This window comes from Legionella nigrisilvae, assembly GCF_977063395.2.
This window is the reverse complement of the sequence record NZ_CDRUGZ020000041.1, coordinates 383,750-402,614: the sequence shown is the minus strand read 5'-3', so window position 1 is coordinate 402,614 and position 18,865 is coordinate 383,750. Positions and strand designations below refer to the sequence as shown.

The following is an 18,865-nucleotide window of genomic DNA, read 5'->3' as shown; positions in this document are numbered from 1 at the left end:
TTTATAAATAGCAATTAAGTGCAAGAGCACCAGTTACGAATTTAGCTGCATGAGGTCCAGTTACAGAAAACCAAACTCCACCAATAAGACCGAGATTGGAGGTAAAATTATACTCAATAGCAGGAGCGAGTGACACTTGTTCATTCGCTTTTCCTCCAATACCTGCCACAGTCCCCCCCGGCGTGAATCCGGGATTACCTTCAAAATTACTGCTGGGGTTGTGGACAAACAAAACTTCAAAAACCGGAACCCAATTTTGGGTTAGCGTATACTCAAAGGCTAAGTCAGCAGAATAACTATTATCCAGTTTTACCCTCCCTTCGGTGGTAGCGCTACCACCAAAAACATTCACTCCTTGCACTTCGACATCAGAAAATTTTGCTCCGACCAAGCTCAAACGCGTACGTAAATAATGGTCATTTTTCAACTGAAACAATCTTTGAAAATTAAAACCAAGATAGGTTTGATAGGATCCTAAACCGGTTTGATCAGTACCCAATCTTTTAGGGTCTAAATTGTCAAAGCGTCCTGTAGGAAAAACCTCTTGTACTACTATGCGAAGATCGGGAAGCCAAGAACCTTCTTGTTGTCGCAAAGCTTGAAATCCCAGTGCCAAGCTGTAATCTCCAACACCATCTCCATGCTGTCCATTATCCCAACTGTAATCCCATGGTATCGATGTTTGTAAATCTACAAAACTAAAAACTCCCACGCTGAGAATAGGAACAACTTCAAAGTTTCTGAACCCTTGTGGATAGCCGCTATAAAATGCATAGGGTTCAAAATTTAGATGGCCTCTGGGGATTGTTTTTCCAGCCGGAGCAAGTAATGGTCCTGTAAACCATGGACTTGCCATTGCAGCATTAACAAAAAAAATAAATAAAAAAAGGAGTCTTAAGCGCATGGTAAACTTGTTCTTAGTATTAGTAGGCGTTGATAGAATTTAAAACTTTTTTCGTATTAATGGAATCTATTTTTACGTGCTTCTCCAACTTTTTGTGAAAAAGTATGCTCGCCGCGGATTAATCTTCAAATATTTTCCAAAATCTTATTGTGAGTCTAATGCTTAGTGCAGAAAATGACGAGTAAGAGGAAGAAGTAGTACATTTATGAGCCCTACTAAAATCATCACTAAGCCAGCAATCGCTCCCTCGGGAGGCCCTATTTTATGAGCTTGTGCAGCACCTGCTGCGTGTGCTCCAGCACCGAAAAGAGACCCACGAGCTAGGGTTGAATGAAATGAAAAACGTTTGAGAAGGAGCTCACCAATAACCGCTCCCGATATCCCTGTAATAATCACAAATATCGCTGTTAATTCTGGGCTGCCGCCTATGCTATGTGATGCTTCAAGCGCGAAGGGCGTGCTGAGAGAACGAGGCAATAGGCTTAAGCTTATATTTTTATCAAGTCCTACCAACTTAGCTAATCCCCAGCTTGTTAATACTGAGGTAAAACTTCCGACACATACCCCAATTAAAAGTACAAGCCAATGTTGACGTATAAGGGCACGTTTCTCATAAATAGGAATGGCGAAGGCAACAGTCATCGGTCCAATTAATTGGACTATCCATCGGGTGCCCCGAAAATAGTCTTGATAGTTTTGATGGAGCAAAAGAATAATGCCTGCAATAATTGCAGGTGTTAGTATCAGGGGCATTAACCACCAAAATGACCAGCGTATATATAATTTTTTGGCTATAAAATACATGCCAATGGTTATAAAGGACCAGAAGATGGTTTGCGCTATGGGTTCAGAGCGAATGTGACTTAACACGGTTAGTCCTCCAATGATAACAATAATCCACAACAGTCCCAGTAACTAACATGACACATAAAGTACTTAGCAAAATAACAAAGAGAATTTTAAGGCCCAAAAGACCAATAAACTCGTGATGCTCAAGTATCGCAAGTATTGCTGGAATAAAAAAAAGCAGCATATCTGCAAGGATTAATTCCGCTCCATGTTTTATGAGATTGAGGGTTAAACGTTTTGTAGCTAAAAGCAGTAAAACCATCCCCAAACCAAAAATTCCTCCTGAAAAGGGAAGCTTTAAAAAGTGAACTATCAGTTCGCTTGATAACCAGAAAAGACATACTAATCCAACTTGAAGTATTGCATTGTGCTGAATTTTAGATGTTATATATTTTTTCATTTTGATTATTCCAATTTCAATTAAGTTTACACTTTTTTATATTATGAATAAAATGAATTTATAGACTAATAATGATTCTAAAATGGAATAATTATGGAATTAAAACTTCTCCGTGCTTTTATTGAGGTTGTTCGGCAAGGTGGTTTTTCTAAGGCAGCAGAAACTCTTTTTGCGACTCAGTCTACCGTGAGTAAAGCAATAAAACAGCTTGAGGAAGAACTAGGTATTCCTCTGGTTGAGCGATTTAAAAAGCGTAGTGTTCCTACCGCTGCGGGTGAAATTGTTTATCGTCGAGGTATTAAATTGCTTGCAGAGTGCGATGATCTTCTAAAAGAACTTGATGAACTTCGTGGTTTGAAGCAAGGAAAATTACGTCTTGGTATTGCTCCAGTGGGTAGCAGTACTCTATTTGCGCCTCTTTTTGCACGTTATAATCAACGTTATCCTGGTATTGAAGTAGAACTGATCGAACATGGAAGTGTAAAGCTTGCCGAATGTTTACGAGCAGGAGAAATCGATTTTGCAGGAACATTATTAACAACTTCCGATGAGTTCGATAGTCAATTAATCCGTAGTGAGCCCTTAGTTGCTCTTTTGGCGTCGAGCCATCCTTTGGCAAGTCGGCATGCAATTGGTTTATCCGAGCTTAAAGATACGCCGTTTATCTTATTTGGTAGTGGTTTTGCCTTACATCGAATCATACTGAATGCAAGCCATAAGGCGGGTTTCGAGCCTAAAGTAGTTTCCCAAAGCAGTCAGATTGATTTTATGTTGGAGCTGGTTGCTGCAGGTCTTGGTGTGGCGTTTTTACCAAGAATGATCGCTCTTGAAAAGTCAAATCCCCAAGTTTCCTATCCATTACTGAAAGGAGATGAGTTTCAATGGAATATGGCAATGACCTGGAGACGTGGTGCGTATCTTTCTGAGGCAGCAAAAGCATGGTTAGCTCTAGTACGCGAAGTATATGTTGATACGTAATCTTTATCCAATGTGACAACCTAAAGGCAGCTTTCTCCAAATTCCTTTCGAAATAATTCACATTGGTCAGGCTGACCTGAGGTAATGGCATTCTGAGGTTTGTAATATTCGGCAGGTGAGAAGCTATCCATTCAATTTAATACTTTACTAAGTTGTGGGATATTCCCGCCTGCGCGGGAATGACCACTGAGAATGACCAACCTCTTTGGTAGTTTATTACGGAGTATAAGCGTGGGTCAGTTCTGCTAAAGATTGATCGAGTGTTTCAAGTATGAAGTTGACCTGCTCTCGGTTAATTGTTAAAGGGGGTGCAATTCGGAAAACATTACCAAACTGTCCTCCTTTTCCAACTAAGAGTCCTTTATCCTTGCAAAGATCCATTAATTGAAATGCTTCATCAGATGCAGGTACTTTTGTTTGAGGATCTTTAACTAATTCAATTCCCAACATTAATCCCCGACCACGAACATCGCCAATGAGAGGATACTTCTTTTGTAACTGACAAAAACCATCTTTTAATAAATCTCCCATGGCACGTGCATTTTCAATGAGTTGTTCTTCTTTAATAATTTCCAAAGTGAGCTTGGTTTGGATCATTTGTAGTGGGTCACCTCCAAACGTATTAAAATATGTTTTGCCAGTCATTGTTTCCGCGACGTCACTTTTCATAAGCACAGCGCCAACGGGAGCGCCATTACCTAAGCCTTTAGCCATAGTCACCATATCTGCATCGATATCTAAAGTTTTGGTGAGAAAGAGATCACCGCCACCACGACCGGCCCCGGTCTGAACTTCATCACTGATGTATTTGCCACCGTAATTATGCACAATACGGGCAACTTCACTAAAATATTCATCTGGAGGTGTAATAAAGCCACCAACACCCATCACGGGTTCAAGAATAAAAGCTGCGATTTTTCCATGCGTTGAATTCTGAATGGTTGTTTCAACATTTTTTGCGCAGGATAGATCACAACTATCTGGTTTTTGTTTAAAAGGACAGCGGTAACAGTAGGGTTCAACTGCAGAGGTTACGCCTGTAACAGGCTGCGCTTTAAATCGCCATATTGAATGGCCACAAGAGGCAAGTGCAGCAGAGGTTCCACCATGATAAGAATGACGCACATTCACGACCATTGTTTCTCCCGTCGCATGGCGTGCTGCCATGATGGCCAATTCATTGGCTTCTGAACCGGAATTAGTAAAAGATACTCTGTCCATACCATAAGGTGCTTCTTCAAGCAAACGTTCGGCAGCTTCAATAGGTGCCTGATTTAAATAAAGAAGACTTGTGTGTTGAATGGTATCATTTTCAAGTGCTTCAATGAGTGCTTTTTTAATTTTAGGATGATTATGTCCGGCTGAGATACAAACAATTCCACCAATAGCATCTAGATAACGTTTTCCTTCTGAGTCCCATACATACGTGTCTTGTGCTTTGACGAGCTGGATTGGCTCTTTGTGGTAAAATCCTGCGGTAGGCAAAAAATGTTTTTTTCTGAAATTGGTTAATTCTTCGTTTGAGCGTAACTGTACTGAATCATTATTTTCATTCATGAGGGTTGCTTCCTTTTATGTTTATAAAGACTTGAACTTGTAAATAAAGAGCTTTTACAGAGCCTTTTTACCTCAAATTCTTGTGGCATTATTTTGAGATTTACATCTTTTCCCTGGTTTTTTTGAACACTATATTCTTCGAAATTCATATCTTTATCCTTCTCCTGTGTGTATTTCCGCTTTAAAATTTCATATCAATGGACTCGACTTCATCTAAAAATGGAGCAGGGTCCCAAATATTTAATGTGTATAAGACTTCTATTAGTTTGTAGAGTTTAATATTATTTGGCTAGATGCATAGATGCCATATTTTTTGGAGAATTAAAAGGGTTCTTTCAATTTAATTTTGATAATTGAATAAGTAAGTAACTTACTAAAAATATTGGATAACTTTTAAATTTAAGTCCAGAAAAATCATACAACTAGCACTTTATTTACAGTCACAAAATGCTAGATTGACCATTATTCTGCAGCTGCTTTGAGTGTGGCTATATTCAGTTTTTTCATGTTCAATAAAGCCTTCATCACTTTTCCTGATGTAGCTGTATTTTTCATTAATTGATCTAAAACAGTCGGAACGATTTGCCAGGAAATACCGAACTTATCTTTGAGCCAACCGCAAGGTCCTTCCTCTCCACCGCTAGAAAGATGTTCCCAAAAGTAATCAATTTCTTCCTGAGTATCACAATTGATTATAAATGAGATGGCCTCATTGAATTTAAATTGAGGACCACCATTAAGAGCCATATATTGTTGACCATTGATCTTAAAAATTACGGTCATAACACTGCCGATAGGTCTCTGGTGTATTTTAAAACCTTCTTCTCCGTAATAAGAAGTTTGTTCAATACTCCCATTTTTAAAAACAGAAATATAAAAATTAGCCGCTTCTTCAGCTTGACCATCAAACCATAGACAAGGTGTTATTTTTTGCATTAGCTTATATCCTTATGAACTAATAAATAAAATAGTATAGTAATTTACGAAATCATGACAAGGGTACACTCGAATAAAATGATTTAAGAGTTTTTGTATCTTACCTAACTTTTGAATTATTAGCAGGACGTAATACCTCATTGGCAGTGAAAACCTCATTTTTTGTATCAAAAAAAGTATGCTTGAAGAACGAAAGTATCGTGTTTGATGTTGTTTTTGTTGTCGAGAGCCGCTCAGGTGATCTATCTGGATCGAATTGATGATGGGTTCTTGAACTATAAAAGGCTATTGCATCCAGTGCTGTTTGGTTATCGTGATTTTCTGCGATCTCATAAGCGGTTTCTCCCTTCTGGTTCGTGAGCGTGAGATCGGCGCCAGCGTCTAAAAGCAATTTAAATAATGCATGATTTTTTTTGGTATAAGCTGATTTACAGGCCAGCATTAAAGGGGTCATTTCTTTGGAGTTCTTGATATTAACGTTAATGTCGCCATTGCGAAGCAATAATTGCACCACACTTTCATTTCCATACGTACAGGCAACGCAAAGGGCCGAGGCACCATCATTGTCACAAGGACTATTTATATCTATCTTGGGAATACCCATCAGTTGATGCATCATGTGAGGACGATTGCAGGCTGCAGCATAAAAGAATGCATGTTCTAATTCGGATTGGCTGATTACAGGCGATTTATTATGTAATTTCAGTATCTTCCAGACTGTATGGCGATCGTCATTTTGAACCCCGATGGCTAATGGACCATAGCCACGACAATTACTGATTTTGGTGTCCTCAAAATTGACTGGATACAATGCATCGAGAGATTGTATTTGTTGGGTTAAATTTCGTTGGCCGGTTTTTGCAATGAAAGAGCAGTGAAATACTAATTGTTTACTAGTCTCAAAAAGGGACTGATATAGGGTTGGGGAAAGTTCTTCGCTCGTTAAAAGTTGATAAGGATACTCTTCGCTTTGTTCATATAAGTGATTGATATCCATGAATAACCATACATTATTTTTGTACTTTTTAAAACCTACTGTGTGCTCTTCACTGCTACATACCACTACGACATTATTTTTAATAAAAAGGATTTCACTGAGTTTTTGTAAAAATTTATTGAGGTCTGTAGGACATGTAAAACTCATTGTTTTACCAAATAAGTTTTTAACCGTACTTTGAGATCTACACAGATGAAGCTGGATCATTTTGTAGATGGTATCAATATTCGATTGCTGGAGTGCTTGAGAATAGAATTCGTAATAATTATCAGGAGACTGAGCCAGACATATGGCTTCCAGAAAAGGCCTTATTTCAATCCGTTTTTGTTCTTTTTTAGATAAAGTTTGGCTTGATTTTATTTTTTCTGTTATAGCGTATAAGCTATTGGGTAAAGTTTGTTTTTCTCGTTTGATTAGATTAAGACGGCTATAAAATTGATAATCTAGTCCTAATGCTGCTTCTTGAGCCCAGGTTAAAGTAAAACCATGACACACCCCATCATCGTGTTGATAATTAAATTTATCAAACAGAGTTAACAAATCTTCATGCTCTAAAGCATTATCGTTGGAGGCCTCAGAGGATAAAGCGGGGATTATTCGATTAGATGCAATAAAATGCTTTTGCATTACAATTAGTAGAAAGATTAGGAGAAGCACGAAGAGGGCGTATATCATTTTACTAATTAGTTAATTCCTTTACCAAATCAAATCACAATCTGTAAATGAAAGCAACTGTATAAAAAATATAAAATATGGACAAAATGAAACATAGATCTACACTTAATGTATCTAAAGTCTCCTATTTTAAATAGCAGAATAATGATGGGATTAGTTTCTCTCTATATAAGAATAATTCCAAATAAGCATAGAAGTCACGGAGGATATATGAGAATTTGGCAATCACGTGGAGTGGGAATTTTACTGTTGCTTTTCTTGGGTCAGGCCAATGCGCAAACCATCGTCACGCCGCTCACTCCTACTAACAATATCACTAATTATCTGCAATTAGTGGCAGCGGTTGAGAGTGGGAATGATGTCCGAGCAATTATTCATTTTGATAACTGTGAAGTAAAAGGTCCGGAACTTCAGACACAAATAAGAAAACAATTAGAGGGTGCCACGACTCGATTTAATTTTACTCAGTTTTTTCATGGGAAAGAGAATGTTAATGATCATTTAATGGATGCTGTAACTACGTCTATGAAAATTTTTATAGAGAGTTCTTCGGGAGAGTTTTTAACGCTTTCTGGCCGCTTAAGTATTTTTGAGGATAATACTGCAACACTACATGTGGATTTCTTCGATCCCATTCGCCATAAACAAAAATTAGTTGTCGATTGGTTTTGCGCTATAAGTAATGGCGAAGACAATAATGGCTTGGTGTTATTTAATTTTTCTTAGCACACGCAAAGTCTAAGGTCATATTCTGATGTCCTGCGGCTTATCCCTATTTTTTTTAAAAAACTTTTCTATGTTAATCAATCCTTAAGCTTAATTGTTTTACACTGATGAAAAGGCAAGAGGAGATTAACATGTCAAACAAAAAACTCACTGAACGTTTGAACTATGAGCTTGATGAACTAGGTGTTCCAGCCTTAATGACAGAGCGGGTTCAAGTATGTACTAAATTGTTTGAATTACCTAAATATAAAATAGAAGCGCTGTTATATGGAGTTGTTGCTCTAGATACTCCTTCTATGCATAAAATTGCCGATGAGCTTGAGGTAAGTTTTGATTGGCTGTTCGGTCAAGCAAAGGAAAAAACACGACACTGATTAATGAAATCCCGTATACAAACATATACGGGATTTCATTTCACCTTTCTCCAACATCTTGTCAGACAGTTCTGGTTTGACCGCTATGTTTTGTTATACTAATCTGTAATTAACTAAGGTATTCAAGGTATACCATGACATGGAGTCGTTTCTTTAGTAGAGCACTTTACCCGCTCAATGAATCATTCAGAACTAAATTTATTTTGATTATTTTGATTGGGCTTATGTTATCCTATGCTACTACAGTCAGGGCTTTGAATGTAGAACTGAGAGAAACAAGTCCAGTATCACCTGCACTATTACATCAAGACGAAGCGCTGTATATTCTAATTCATTATCAAAGTGAACAGCCGTTACGTTTCCAGGCTATGGGAATATATAACGGACAGGAAATAAAGGCCAATATCCGTATGAATCCGTCACCAGCCTATCCTGCAGGTGAAGATCAAGCTATTGCCTGGGTGTCTTATTACAAAGAAACCCAGATCGATTCCGTAAAGGTCTCGGTTTATGATGCAAATTGGCAGCTGTTAAAAACCCAATCCATACCACTTTCAGCAACCTGGCAAAAGGATAATAATAGTTTATCGAATCCAAAGGCTTCATGGGTAAACGAGCTGAATCGGCAGCAGCAAGCCAGAGTGAAACCTAAACAATCCCTTTCAACTTGGGATATTTTATTCGTACAACTACTCTGTTTTTCGATACCCATATACTGGATTTTGCAGCTCAGATTGTTATGGAAATGGACTGGTAGATGGCGAAGATTTGCTTGCATTCCTTTGTTCATTAGTCTGCCTTTACTTGTTTATACAGTTTTTGCATTATTTTTAGGCTCCAATCTGTGGCCTTTGTTGATGATTTTTATCACACCTTTTACTTTATTAATGCTCTTAATCATTATGGGTTTTAAAGGAATGAGCTCAAATAGATGATCCCGGCTCCTATTTTCTCATTCCAGAAATTGCTCTAAATTATCAGTTTCCGATCAGATAGGTTAATTTAGCGACCCTAACAGCTAGGAAAGCGGTACTGCCCATTTACCTTAACTTCTAGGTAAAACCCACCATTGTATAAAAGTACCTAGATTTTAAAATGAATCATCCTGGGGGCATCTTCTTTTGCATGTGCTTAAAACATAGTTTTCATTAAAATTTTTTCCAACAAAAGACACTGCTTTGAACTCACAGCATTAAGGAATATCACAAGGTCAGAAAAAATAAAGAACTGTAAAATGGTTTAATGAACGCAAGGTCTTGGATTTATTCAATGCGAAGAACAGGAGTATTTTTTACATTTAGCTCCATTCAAGAAACTGTTTTTAAGACACTTCGACGAGACGCGGTAGTCTTTAAACAAGGAGAGGACAGAAGGGGCTTTTAGCGGATGAAGTATAAGTTGTTTAGTTTTATTTGTCCTACCCTATATTCGTTGGCCGCTGTAGAAAAAACGTTGTAAGATTAGATAAGTTAATGAAACCCACATAGAAATTCCGCGGGCCAGAGGTCTGCGGAACTTCTTGTTCAATCCACATTCCTTTTATTTGATGTTATTAAACAGAACAGTGGCTCATATGACCCGTCGGTCTACGCCTCCATTTCTTCGGGCAAATCTGCATCCACTTTTGTTGAAAATTCGTTTTTTATTGCATATTTTTTCAAAAGATAAACCACGATTCCATCAATTTGATTTTCTTTTTCTTCAACCGTTTCTATGTTTTTATTATCCATAATGACTCCATTCTTTAGGTTACTTCGATGCATTAATAGAGATACAGCCAACTAAGCTATTATGAAACATTGTATTATACTGGTATATCAGTAAGTCTGTTTGATTTTCAATAAAAAACGATTTAAAAATCATTCTATCGTTTTTATTTTTTGGAATAAAGTATTATTGAGCTTCTTATCAACAATTGTTGCCATTTTAAGTTCTATCTACTTTTTTTAACATCCTTGATCGTACTGATGAAATTAAGGAAAACACGTATAGTGCAAATTAGAAAAAGAGGACCTAGGTATTAAATTATCAAAATTAAAGATGTTTACAAAGTTCCTCTTCCTAGAGATGCAATTTTTATGATTTAGTAGTTTATTTAAGTTCTTGCAATGGTTGTTTTCATATACATTCCGGCCTCAAAATGACCAGGGATATTACAGGAGAAAACCACTTCATGTTTTGAGTTGGATTGAAACTTCCAAGTCAATTTTTTGGTTTCCCCGGGATTAATTGTAATGGTATTGCCATCTTCATGAACCATTCCTGGCATAGACTGCATCATTTTCTGGTGTTCTTTTTGTTCTGCTTCATCACCTATAGAAAATTCATGAGCTACCTTACCTATATTTGTGACTTCAAATGTGATGATCTCACCCTCATGAAGTTCGGGTTTTTCTGAAAAAGTAAAGCGCATATCATCTGAGGCAGTTACCTTTATTATTTTGGTAGTGTTTGTTGCGGCTACAGGATTACCTATGGAGCTTGTTTCATGATGAGCATGAGCAAAGGAGGTATTTATATAAATTCCCGCGAGAAGACTCGTTAACGTAATGTTTCTTGCCAATGTTGCTCTCATATAAAGGTCCTATTTTAATCAATAAATGTCGAAATAAATCTATTGTGATAATTTAAAGTTGATAGTGTATCATTATTAATCAGCAACAGCATCCCATTACACAAAGAGAATGCTATTTGGGTAACGTAAAAACAAACCAAGCGCCTTTTCCATTATGAGTTTTTAAAGAAAGTTTCCCTTGATGGGCCTCCATGAGGTTTTTGCAAATATTAAGACCTAAGCCGTTCCCTTGATTTTTGGTGGTAAAGAAAGAGTTAAAAATTTTCTCCACATGTTCGGGAATGATACCTTTCCCATTATCACGGAAATGAACTTCAATATGTTTCTCTTCATTTTTTGTATGTATGGTGAGTTCAGGAGTATGGTTTTTGAGTTCTTGCATTGCTTCCATGCTGTTGCGGGTTAAATTTATAATGATTTGCATTATTTGAATTTTATCTATGTGAACTTGAGGGAGATTTTCATCTAATTGTAAATTGATTTTTAATTTTGAATTGCTTAATTCATAATCTAGAAAAATCATTGTGTCCTTAATTAATGAATTCAAATCCGCTAATTCGAGTAAATATACATCTTGATAAATAAAGCTTTTCAAACGTTTCATTACTTCACTAGCATGTTTGGCTTGTGTAATTATTTTATTCATTAAGGCTAATAAATTAGCGTTTAATTTATTCTCTTCGTCTAGTTTTTTAATTTTCAAGAGACACATTTGGCTATACAGAAAAATCGCCGTTAAAGGTTGATTTATTTCATGAGCTAATGCCGATGCCATTCCTTCCATGGTATTTAAGCGAATTGAATCAACTAATTTGGCCTGTTCTTTCATTTTTAATTTTTTTTGTAAAAAAATATCGGTCAAATCTTTAATAAGCAGAATAATTTCGGTTTTTTGAGAAAAGTGGTTATGGATTGGATTAAAATTTAATTCAATACAAAAATTAGTTTCAGGTGTTTCACCCGTATTTTCAATTAAAATACATGTTCCAATCCCTAATAAAGCTTGTTGACAAGCATGAATAAATTGCTGCTTATATTCTGAAAAGGTAGAAATAAGCGTAAAGAAATTCATTCCCCGCTCAATTTCAATTGCAAAAATTTTAGAAAAATATTTAGTAAAACATGGAGTAATTATTTTAAAATAAAATTCATTATCTAAAGTAGCAATTGCATCTGAAACATTTTTCAATAAATTATTAAGTGTCTCTATTGATTGGTTTAATTGAGTTTGTTGTGATTCTAATTGGCGTATATAAGTAATATCTCTCAGGAGCAGTAGGATTAATTTATCCTTGGTAAAGAAACATTCGATATTTATATATTTACGTTTTCCTCCTTTTTGTAATAATTCCAACTCACAAACTTGTTTAACATTGTTTCTAATGAGATCTTTAATGCACTTTTTTAAAGTATCTTCTTGAAGATGATTTACAAAATTTAAAAAATTCTTGTTAATTAATTGGTTACGGTCGTATTCGAGTAAAAGAGCACCTTGAAAATTTACAGCATGAATTAAAAAATTCTCATCGATCGTAAAAAATGCTGAAGAATTAAAATCATAAAATTCAATAATTTGATCTTTTAATTCTTCTATTTCAGAATGGAGAGAACTTATTTCTTGCTCTTTTTCATTTAACTTATTTCTTTTAAATAACAGACGGTCTTGTAAATTTTTAATTTCTTTTTGAATGTGGAATGATGACTCTTCGATAATCTTTGAATCCATTTTATAAGTTCCTTAAACAAATATAGGGTAATCCTTAATTCACCGAATGTATTACTTAATTTTTTTTTTCTTATAAATCCTTTAGTTTTGAATTTGAAAAACAATTTTGCTGCTTATTATATTGTTCTGAATTGTTTTTTCGGATTTAAAGTTTTTTTCCGTTCGTATCCACTCTATAACTAATATAGCGACTTATTTCTCTAAAAGAATGGAACAAGTCGCATATACGATCAAAGTAAATTAAACCTAAGTTTAAAATTCCAATTCATAAATGCTTGATACATTGATCGATCCATTCATCAAAATATTTTAATTTGAATTACAAGATTTTTTTAAGAGCATGAAATAAATCATTAAGTTCAAAAGGTTTGGGTAAAAAAATTTCATACGGCATTTTTTCCATTTTTTCCAAATTGGTTTTAGCGGAAGTTATAATTGTTGGGATATGTCTTATCCGCTGAGATATCTTTTTTTTCTCTCGGAATTCAAAGCCATCGAGAACAGGCATCATCAAATCTAAAAAAATTGCCATGGGCAAAGAACCATTATCCAGTAAATTTAATGCTTCTTGGCCATTTTGCACAGTCACCGTTTCATATCCCGCATATTCCAAAGCCCAAACCAAAGCCTCTCGGACTGCAGTATTATCTTCGACTAATAAAATAAATTGCTCTTTTTTTAGTTGCATAAATTTGATAATTGTAAGTTAAAAAATGCATTGCTGCTCAATCTTTCATACACTGATGTATCTCACAAAAATTATTTATACGTCAATTGATGCAAAGGTTGGGATCGATAATTTTTGCGTGTATCAGATTAATTTTTATAAGCTCTGCTAAAGATTTTACCCCCATTTTTCTCATCACATTTGCACGATGAACTTCTACTGTTGATATGGATATATCAAGTTCATAAGCAATTTGTTTGTTAAGCTTCCCTTCAACAACCAGCTCCATAACTTCTTTTTCACGTTTGGTTAAGCTTTGCATACGCTCATCAATATTAGATTGGGATGGGTTATTGCTTTTAATTTTTTTAAGACATTTTTGGGTGATTTCAAGTAAATGCTGATGATTGACTGGTTTTAGAATGAAGTCTTCTGCCCCTGCTTTCATAGCACGGATCGCCATAGAGATATCCCCATAACCTGTAATGATGATTACTGGTAGCTGAGCATGTGAAGAGTTCAAATGCTCTAGCAATTCTAAACCACTCATTATGGGCATTCGCACATCGATGATTAAACACCCAGGTTGATGGGTATAACTGGAAAGAAAATCTTTAGCATTTTTATAAGTTTGCACGGGAAGGTTGATAGATTCAAATAACCATTGAAATGATTTGCATATCTCAGGATCATCATCTACAACAAAAACTGTCGCATTAGTAGGCATATCCATTTACCCTAATTAACTATTATAAGTTGAAAAACAATACTATCAGCAAATAATTCCGCTGATAAACTGCTCCTTTCCAGATTAAGAAAAGAGCGACAATAAGCAAGGTCACTTTCAAAGTCTTCTTTTCGAATTAAAAAATAACTTTTTATTATGATTTTTGCTGTGTTTTGGTCCTTGATTGTTTGAATTTCTATTTTTGCCTCAGAAATTTTATTTTGTTCTATAGCATAAATACACTTTGTTAATAAACGAAATAAAATCTGTTTAACCTGAAATGGATTAATACGTAAGTTGGGAAAATTTTTTTCGAAATTCAAGATTAAATTTAATTTGTGATGTTCTATTTCATAGGAATAAAGTGAAATAATCTCTAGAATCATGCTCTGCAGATTGACAGGCTCTATTAATTGATCTTGAGCAGATAACTCTTTCATGAATTCAATTTTATTTTTTAATAACTCAGTATGTTCATTAATTTTTTGCAAAACTTCAATCATTTGCTTTGGATGTAAGTCGTTTTTTTGTAGTCTAAGTTCGCAACCGCCGAGATAGGCTTTAATTGCTGTTAGAGGTTGATTTAAATCATGAATTAGGTTTAAAAGCTTTTCCATTTGTGAATTTCTTGAATTGGGGGTTTTCATGTTTTACTCCCAACGAAAAGCAAAATTTTTAGTTTTTTGTTTCGACATGTATTAGGAGAAACCCATCTACCTAATCATTTCTTACACAAAGAAAATTCATATTAATCTATATGGTGGTTGTAGTTTATTCTGGTCAACCATTAGAACATACAGGGTTATCTTAGTTATGAAGTACCATAGATGCAAGCTTGGGATAAAAAAAGGTACGTTTTATTGCTTAGGACTGCATTTGACAAAGCTGGTGGATGTACCACAATTATAGATTATATGGAGGTGTATCATGAGCAAAGTAACCCAATTTAAGAAAGGAACTCCCAGCAAAAGTTCCAGTACCAGTAAAGGATCTTCAATTCAAATTAATCGTTCACAAAATCCATTTTTAAATCTTCAAAATGAAGTGGATCGATTATTTAGCGATTTTAATGAATTTTTTTCTCCATCCCGATTTAATTGGGGGAAATTTGAAAAATTGGATCTTGCCCCTTCAATGGACATTGTGGAAGACAAGGAGCATTTTTGTGTTCAATTAGAAATGCCTGGTATGGATGAAAAAGATATTAAGGTAGCTATTACTGACAACGTGCTTACTATTAGTGGCGAAAAATCCAGTTCGAAAAAAAATGAAGGTAAAAAATATCTTTCCAGAGAAATTAGCTTTGGTCGATATGAACGCTCTATCTCTTTACCTTCAACTGTTGATGTAGCTAAAGCGAAGGCAACTTTTAAAAAGGGAATGCTCTGGGTGGATTTACCTAAAAAAATGGAATCTAGAACAGGTTCCCACGATATAAAAATTGAACAAGCAAAATAGTTTTGTAATTACTATATAGTTAGGCTATTGGGCAACCCCTATTGCTGCGGTTGCTCAGGCTTTTATCCAAAAAATACGAACTAGAACATACAAAATTGTCATGCCGAGAATAGGAATAACAAGAAAGGCAAGAAAGTTGTAAAATCCTATTCTATTTTCAGCTGAGGCATTATAAAACTCTTTGAATTTCTTCCAAACAGACTTCACGCAAAGGCTCCAATTCTTAATTAAGATTATAGATTCTAGTATATACGATTCCTATAGGTCTTATTAGCGACTTGTTATTTCTTCTAGTTCGATAATCTTAAATTTAAAGAAATGAATATTCGATCCTAGCAACTCGTTGAAAAAAGTTTATCTCTCTATTGTTTATAGTTTAATATTCGAATTCAGAAACAAGCATTAGGATGTAAGATGTTACTTTTTAGCACCACGTTATTTAATCATCAATTGAAATTTACTCGATTATCCGAGTGTATGGAGCATTTGTCGTTGGCTGCAGCTTGGGCTGAGGGTGAATGGGGATATATTCGGAATAAAGGTGTTGAATACCGTAAGAATCTTCTTAATGGCTTGAAGGATTATGTGTATGTAGGAACATTGGGCGGTGAGCCTGTCGCGCTTTTTGCTATTTTTCCCAAAGAAATGGCTGCTGAGTTTAGCAATAAAAAATTTAAAGCGCCTGCTGTGAGTGAGTTAATGTATGTTTATGTGGACAAACCCTATCGCGGTCTAGGTTTAGGTAGGCAAATAATTGGGGAAGCGAAGCAAATAGCAAAAGCACAAGAGGCGGAATTCATCATGCTTGATACTTTAAAACCTTCATTAAATCGGTTTTATGGAAATGGTAAGGAACATTCCAAGACTCAAATTATTGCAGAAAATCAATTGTTTTCTCACCCTACCGATGTACTGGTAATTAAATTGTAGTAGCAAAATTTGTTCATTAATCATCCTACATGCTCCATTTCCTGATATACTAATCGCTTTAATTTGAACTATTTACATAGTGAGTATTAATTGATTACCCATCGCATGGAGCTTCGTTCCTATCATACTGAAAGTTGTAGTCATTCTCATGATTTTGCACAATGGATTCTTCCTCTTTCCGGTTCTATGGAGTTAGAAGCTGGTCATTACTCAGGGGTTGTAAAGGAGCATATTGGAGTATTCATCGCACCTAATGAAAGGCATTGTTTTGCTGGGAGTACGGAAAATCTTTTTTTAGTGATTGATGTGCCTACTGAAAATCATCTTTTCGAAGAGGGTAGATCGCATGCCTTTGATTTAACAGCCAATATTAAAAAACTCATCACCTTTACACATCACTACTTGGCAGAGCATGAAGGAGATATTTTTGCTGATTCTTTGATTAATCAATTAATTATTCATTTTGCCACTAAATCGTGTACACCTGAATTGGATCCCGTTGCGATTAAGGCAAAAAACTGGATTGATTTGAATTTTCCCCATGCAGTTAATGTAAGTAAAGTGGCACAATATTGCTATCTCAGCATCAGTCAACTGCAACGGCGATTCAAACTTGCTCTAGGTTGTAGTGTGGCAGAGTACTGGCGCTTTAAAAAATTGCATCATGCTCAGCAATTACTTGCTTCACAAGATCGCTCCATTGAAGCCATCGCTCTTGCAGTAGGTTATGAAAATTTGTCTGCGTTTAGTCGACGCTTCAGTAAAGTATTTGGTGAATCGCCTTCTCAATGGAGAACAAAAGCGTTATCAGCACATAAAATGCGTGAAATGGATAACTCATACTGAGTTCAAACTTGATAAGCTATGAATTCGTTCTCATTTTATTCAATGAAGTAATTTATTATGAACAAATCCAATGCTTCTTTTTTCAAGGGTATGTTTTTCCTTATTTTGGCGCAAATTATGGTGGGTATAAATATTGTTTTTTCCAAGTATGTCCTCTCTTCGATTCCCGTGGTATTTATATTAACACTCCGCTTTACTCTGGCTGCGCTCATTTTATTGCCTTTGCATTGGTTTACAGCCGCTAAAAACAAACCAGTTAGGTTTTATTTTTCTCAGTTGAAGTTAAGAGATTGGTATTTTATTGGGGCTCAGGCAATTTCCGCTGGAATATTGTTTAATTTCCTTATCTTATGGGGATTAAATTATACCGATGCTAATGTGGCAGGTATTATTACCAGTGCCTTGCCAGCCATCATCGCGATCATGTCTTGGCTTATTCTGGGTGAAAAAATTTCAGGGAAAAAAACTATTTGTGTAGGATTTGCCACACTGGGATTAATAATTATTGCTTACAATAAGCTGGCTGGAATTGAAGCGAACCATTCTTTTTTTGGAGATGCACTTGTTTTAATTTCTCTTTTGCCCGAAGCGACCTATTATATTTTAAGCAAAATACATGCTAATTCTCTGCCGGTGTTTCTGATTTCTTCTTTACTCAATGCTATGAATGCCCTTTTATTAATACTTTGTTTAAGTTTTAGTTCTTGGAGTGACTTAACGATCCATCCAATAGATTGGCTTATTCTAATCATTTTAGGTTTAAGCTCTGGCCTTTTTTATGTTTTTTGGAATTTTGGATGTCAGAAAGTAGATGGTGTAATGGCCTCATTATCTACCGCGGTGATGCCCTTGGCTACCGTACTTATTGCCTGGATGTTGCTTGGTGAACGTTTGACTACTGGACAATCTATAGGGATGGGAATGGTAATTCTGTCTATAGCCGTATATGCAAAGCGCTAATGTACATAATAGAGCTCTGCGGTGTTCATTAGACGGTGTTTCCGTAACCGACATGCCTTGCACCAAAATCTGCAGGTTACAGAAGAGTTTCAATGTTGATGCTTTAGGCAAGAAAGTTGATTTACTTTGCAACATCTCCTCAAGCCACGTTATGATTTACTATACCCATTTTAAGTTTAATTATTATGCCTCACTTGATTTTGGAATTAAGCAGTAATATTAAGACTCGGCCTTTAAATCAGTTATTTGATAAGTTACATCATTTGCTTGCAGAAAAACTTCCTACTCAATTATCAAATTGTAGGAGCAGATGTATGGTGCATCCGTTATTTTTTATTGGAGATCAACGAATTGAAAATGCATTTGTACATTTAACTCTGAAAATACTCCCTGGGAGAGAAGATGCTAAGAAAAAAAACCTAGCTAAAGAGATTTTTGATTCATTAAAGGATTTTTTCAGATCGGAAGAAAATCAATTAAATATCATGTTTTCAGTAGAAATATTAGACTTGGATAGCCATTATTTTAAAGGTTAAGGTATTTTTCTCCTGGACTAGGGTTTTACTAATTCAGGTCCTTC

General features: G+C 35.5%; 21 protein-coding genes. 9 read left to right on the top strand and 12 right to left on the bottom strand.

Translation table 11 applies throughout. The features are described from left to right. Window position 1: 1 nt before the first annotated feature. The 3 genes from ACWTE2_RS27740 to ACWTE2_RS27730 all read right to left on the bottom strand — a co-directional run bounded on the left by ACWTE2_RS27740 (window position 2) and on the right by ACWTE2_RS27730 (window position 2,153). Window positions 2–904, bottom strand: a complete 903-nt coding sequence (locus ACWTE2_RS27740; protein WP_454785315.1) for a hypothetical protein — start codon at window positions 902–904, stop codon at window positions 2–4. A 162-nt stretch (window positions 905–1,066) separates the two neighbouring features. Continuing rightward, window positions 1,067–1,774, bottom strand: coding sequence for an LrgB family protein (locus ACWTE2_RS27735; RefSeq protein ID WP_454785314.1), 708 nt, complete (start codon window positions 1,772–1,774; stop codon window positions 1,067–1,069). Next, a complete protein-coding gene (locus ACWTE2_RS27730) occupies window positions 1,752–2,153 on the bottom strand; it encodes a CidA/LrgA family protein (RefSeq protein ID WP_182392796.1) in 402 nt (133 codons plus the stop codon). Before ACWTE2_RS27730 ends, ACWTE2_RS27735 begins: the two co-directional genes overlap by 23 nt. A gap of 93 nt (window positions 2,154–2,246) precedes the next feature. Between ACWTE2_RS27730 and ACWTE2_RS27725 the strand changes: the two genes are divergently transcribed. Continuing rightward, window positions 2,247–3,131: a LysR family transcriptional regulator gene (locus tag ACWTE2_RS27725; RefSeq protein WP_454785313.1), complete on the top strand. Its 885-nt coding sequence runs from the start codon at window positions 2,247–2,249 to the stop codon at window positions 3,129–3,131. Window positions 3,132–3,347: 216 nt separating this feature from the next. Here ACWTE2_RS27725 and ACWTE2_RS27720 read toward each other — a convergent pair whose 3' ends face one another. The 3 genes from ACWTE2_RS27720 to ankG all read right to left on the bottom strand — a co-directional run bounded on the left by ACWTE2_RS27720 (window position 3,348) and on the right by ankG (window position 7,296). Continuing rightward, window positions 3,348–4,688, bottom strand: coding sequence for an aspartate aminotransferase family protein (locus ACWTE2_RS27720; protein WP_454785312.1), 1,341 nt, complete (start codon window positions 4,686–4,688; stop codon window positions 3,348–3,350). A 462-nt stretch (window positions 4,689–5,150) separates the two neighbouring features. Then, on the bottom strand, window positions 5,151–5,624 hold the full coding sequence (locus ACWTE2_RS27715; protein WP_454785311.1) for a VOC family protein: 474 nt from the start codon (window positions 5,622–5,624) through the stop codon (window positions 5,151–5,153). 100 nt (window positions 5,625–5,724) lie between these two features. Next, the gene (ankG, locus tag ACWTE2_RS27710) at window positions 5,725–7,296 is read right to left on the bottom strand and encodes a Dot/Icm T4SS effector AnkG/AnkZ/LegA7 (protein ID WP_454785310.1); all 1,572 of its coding nucleotides are present in this window, start codon (window positions 7,294–7,296) and stop codon (window positions 5,725–5,727) included. A 210-nt stretch (window positions 7,297–7,506) separates the two neighbouring features. Here ankG and ACWTE2_RS27705 point away from each other — a divergent pair, with 210 nt between their 5' ends. From ACWTE2_RS27705 to ACWTE2_RS27695, 3 genes are all read left to right on the top strand, one after another. Continuing rightward, the gene (locus tag ACWTE2_RS27705) at window positions 7,507–8,022 is read left to right on the top strand and encodes a hypothetical protein (RefSeq protein ID WP_454785309.1); all 516 of its coding nucleotides are present in this window, start codon (window positions 7,507–7,509) and stop codon (window positions 8,020–8,022) included. Between the two features lie 131 nt (window positions 8,023–8,153). Continuing rightward, window positions 8,154–8,396 (top strand): hypothetical protein, encoded by a 243-nt coding sequence (locus ACWTE2_RS27700; protein ID WP_454785308.1) that lies wholly within the window; start codon window positions 8,154–8,156, stop codon window positions 8,394–8,396. A 134-nt stretch (window positions 8,397–8,530) separates the two neighbouring features. Beyond that, complete coding sequence (locus ACWTE2_RS27695) at window positions 8,531–9,331, top strand: hypothetical protein (RefSeq protein WP_454785307.1); 801 nt, start codon at window positions 8,531–8,533, stop codon at window positions 9,329–9,331. A gap of 651 nt (window positions 9,332–9,982) precedes the next feature. Here the strand turns inward: ACWTE2_RS27695 and ACWTE2_RS27690 are convergent. From ACWTE2_RS27690 to ACWTE2_RS27665, 6 genes are all read right to left on the bottom strand, one after another. Further along, window positions 9,983–10,126: a hypothetical protein gene (locus ACWTE2_RS27690; RefSeq protein WP_454785306.1), complete on the bottom strand. Its 144-nt coding sequence runs from the start codon at window positions 10,124–10,126 to the stop codon at window positions 9,983–9,985. A 365-nt stretch (window positions 10,127–10,491) separates the two neighbouring features. Then, complete coding sequence (locus ACWTE2_RS27685; protein WP_454785305.1) at window positions 10,492–10,971, bottom strand: cupredoxin domain-containing protein; 480 nt, start codon at window positions 10,969–10,971, stop codon at window positions 10,492–10,494. Between the two features lie 112 nt (window positions 10,972–11,083). Further along, on the bottom strand, window positions 11,084–12,697 hold the full coding sequence (locus tag ACWTE2_RS27680; RefSeq protein WP_454785304.1) for a PAS domain-containing sensor histidine kinase: 1,614 nt from the start codon (window positions 12,695–12,697) through the stop codon (window positions 11,084–11,086). Window positions 12,698–13,016: 319 nt separating this feature from the next. Then, window positions 13,017–13,385: a response regulator gene (locus tag ACWTE2_RS27675; protein WP_182392806.1), complete on the bottom strand. Its 369-nt coding sequence runs from the start codon at window positions 13,383–13,385 to the stop codon at window positions 13,017–13,019. 82 nt (window positions 13,386–13,467) lie between these two features. Beyond that, the gene (locus ACWTE2_RS27670) at window positions 13,468–14,091 is read right to left on the bottom strand and encodes a response regulator transcription factor (RefSeq protein WP_454785303.1); all 624 of its coding nucleotides are present in this window, start codon (window positions 14,089–14,091) and stop codon (window positions 13,468–13,470) included. 11 nt (window positions 14,092–14,102) lie between these two features. Further along, window positions 14,103–14,738 carry a sensor histidine kinase gene (locus ACWTE2_RS27665; protein ID WP_454785302.1) on the bottom strand — a complete coding sequence of 212 codons (636 nt, stop codon included), beginning with the start codon at window positions 14,736–14,738 and terminating at the stop codon, window positions 14,103–14,105. A gap of 280 nt (window positions 14,739–15,018) precedes the next feature. Between ACWTE2_RS27665 and ACWTE2_RS27660 the strand changes: the two genes are divergently transcribed. The 5 genes from ACWTE2_RS27660 to ACWTE2_RS27640 all read left to right on the top strand — a co-directional run bounded on the left by ACWTE2_RS27660 (window position 15,019) and on the right by ACWTE2_RS27640 (window position 18,821). Then, on the top strand, window positions 15,019–15,549 hold the full coding sequence (locus tag ACWTE2_RS27660; protein ID WP_182392809.1) for an Hsp20/alpha crystallin family protein: 531 nt from the start codon (window positions 15,019–15,021) through the stop codon (window positions 15,547–15,549). A 414-nt stretch (window positions 15,550–15,963) separates the two neighbouring features. Continuing rightward, window positions 15,964–16,479, top strand: a complete 516-nt coding sequence (locus ACWTE2_RS27655) for a GNAT family N-acetyltransferase (RefSeq protein WP_454785301.1) — start codon at window positions 15,964–15,966, stop codon at window positions 16,477–16,479. A gap of 105 nt (window positions 16,480–16,584) precedes the next feature. Beyond that, window positions 16,585–17,325, top strand: coding sequence for a helix-turn-helix domain-containing protein (locus tag ACWTE2_RS27650; RefSeq protein ID WP_454785398.1), 741 nt, complete (start codon window positions 16,585–16,587; stop codon window positions 17,323–17,325). Window positions 17,326–17,382: 57 nt separating this feature from the next. Continuing rightward, on the top strand, window positions 17,383–18,285 hold the full coding sequence (locus tag ACWTE2_RS27645) for a DMT family transporter (RefSeq protein WP_454785300.1): 903 nt from the start codon (window positions 17,383–17,385) through the stop codon (window positions 18,283–18,285). Between the two features lie 185 nt (window positions 18,286–18,470). Then, complete coding sequence (locus tag ACWTE2_RS27640; protein ID WP_454785299.1) at window positions 18,471–18,821, top strand: 5-carboxymethyl-2-hydroxymuconate Delta-isomerase; 351 nt, start codon at window positions 18,471–18,473, stop codon at window positions 18,819–18,821. Window positions 18,822–18,865: the final 44 nt, after the last annotated feature.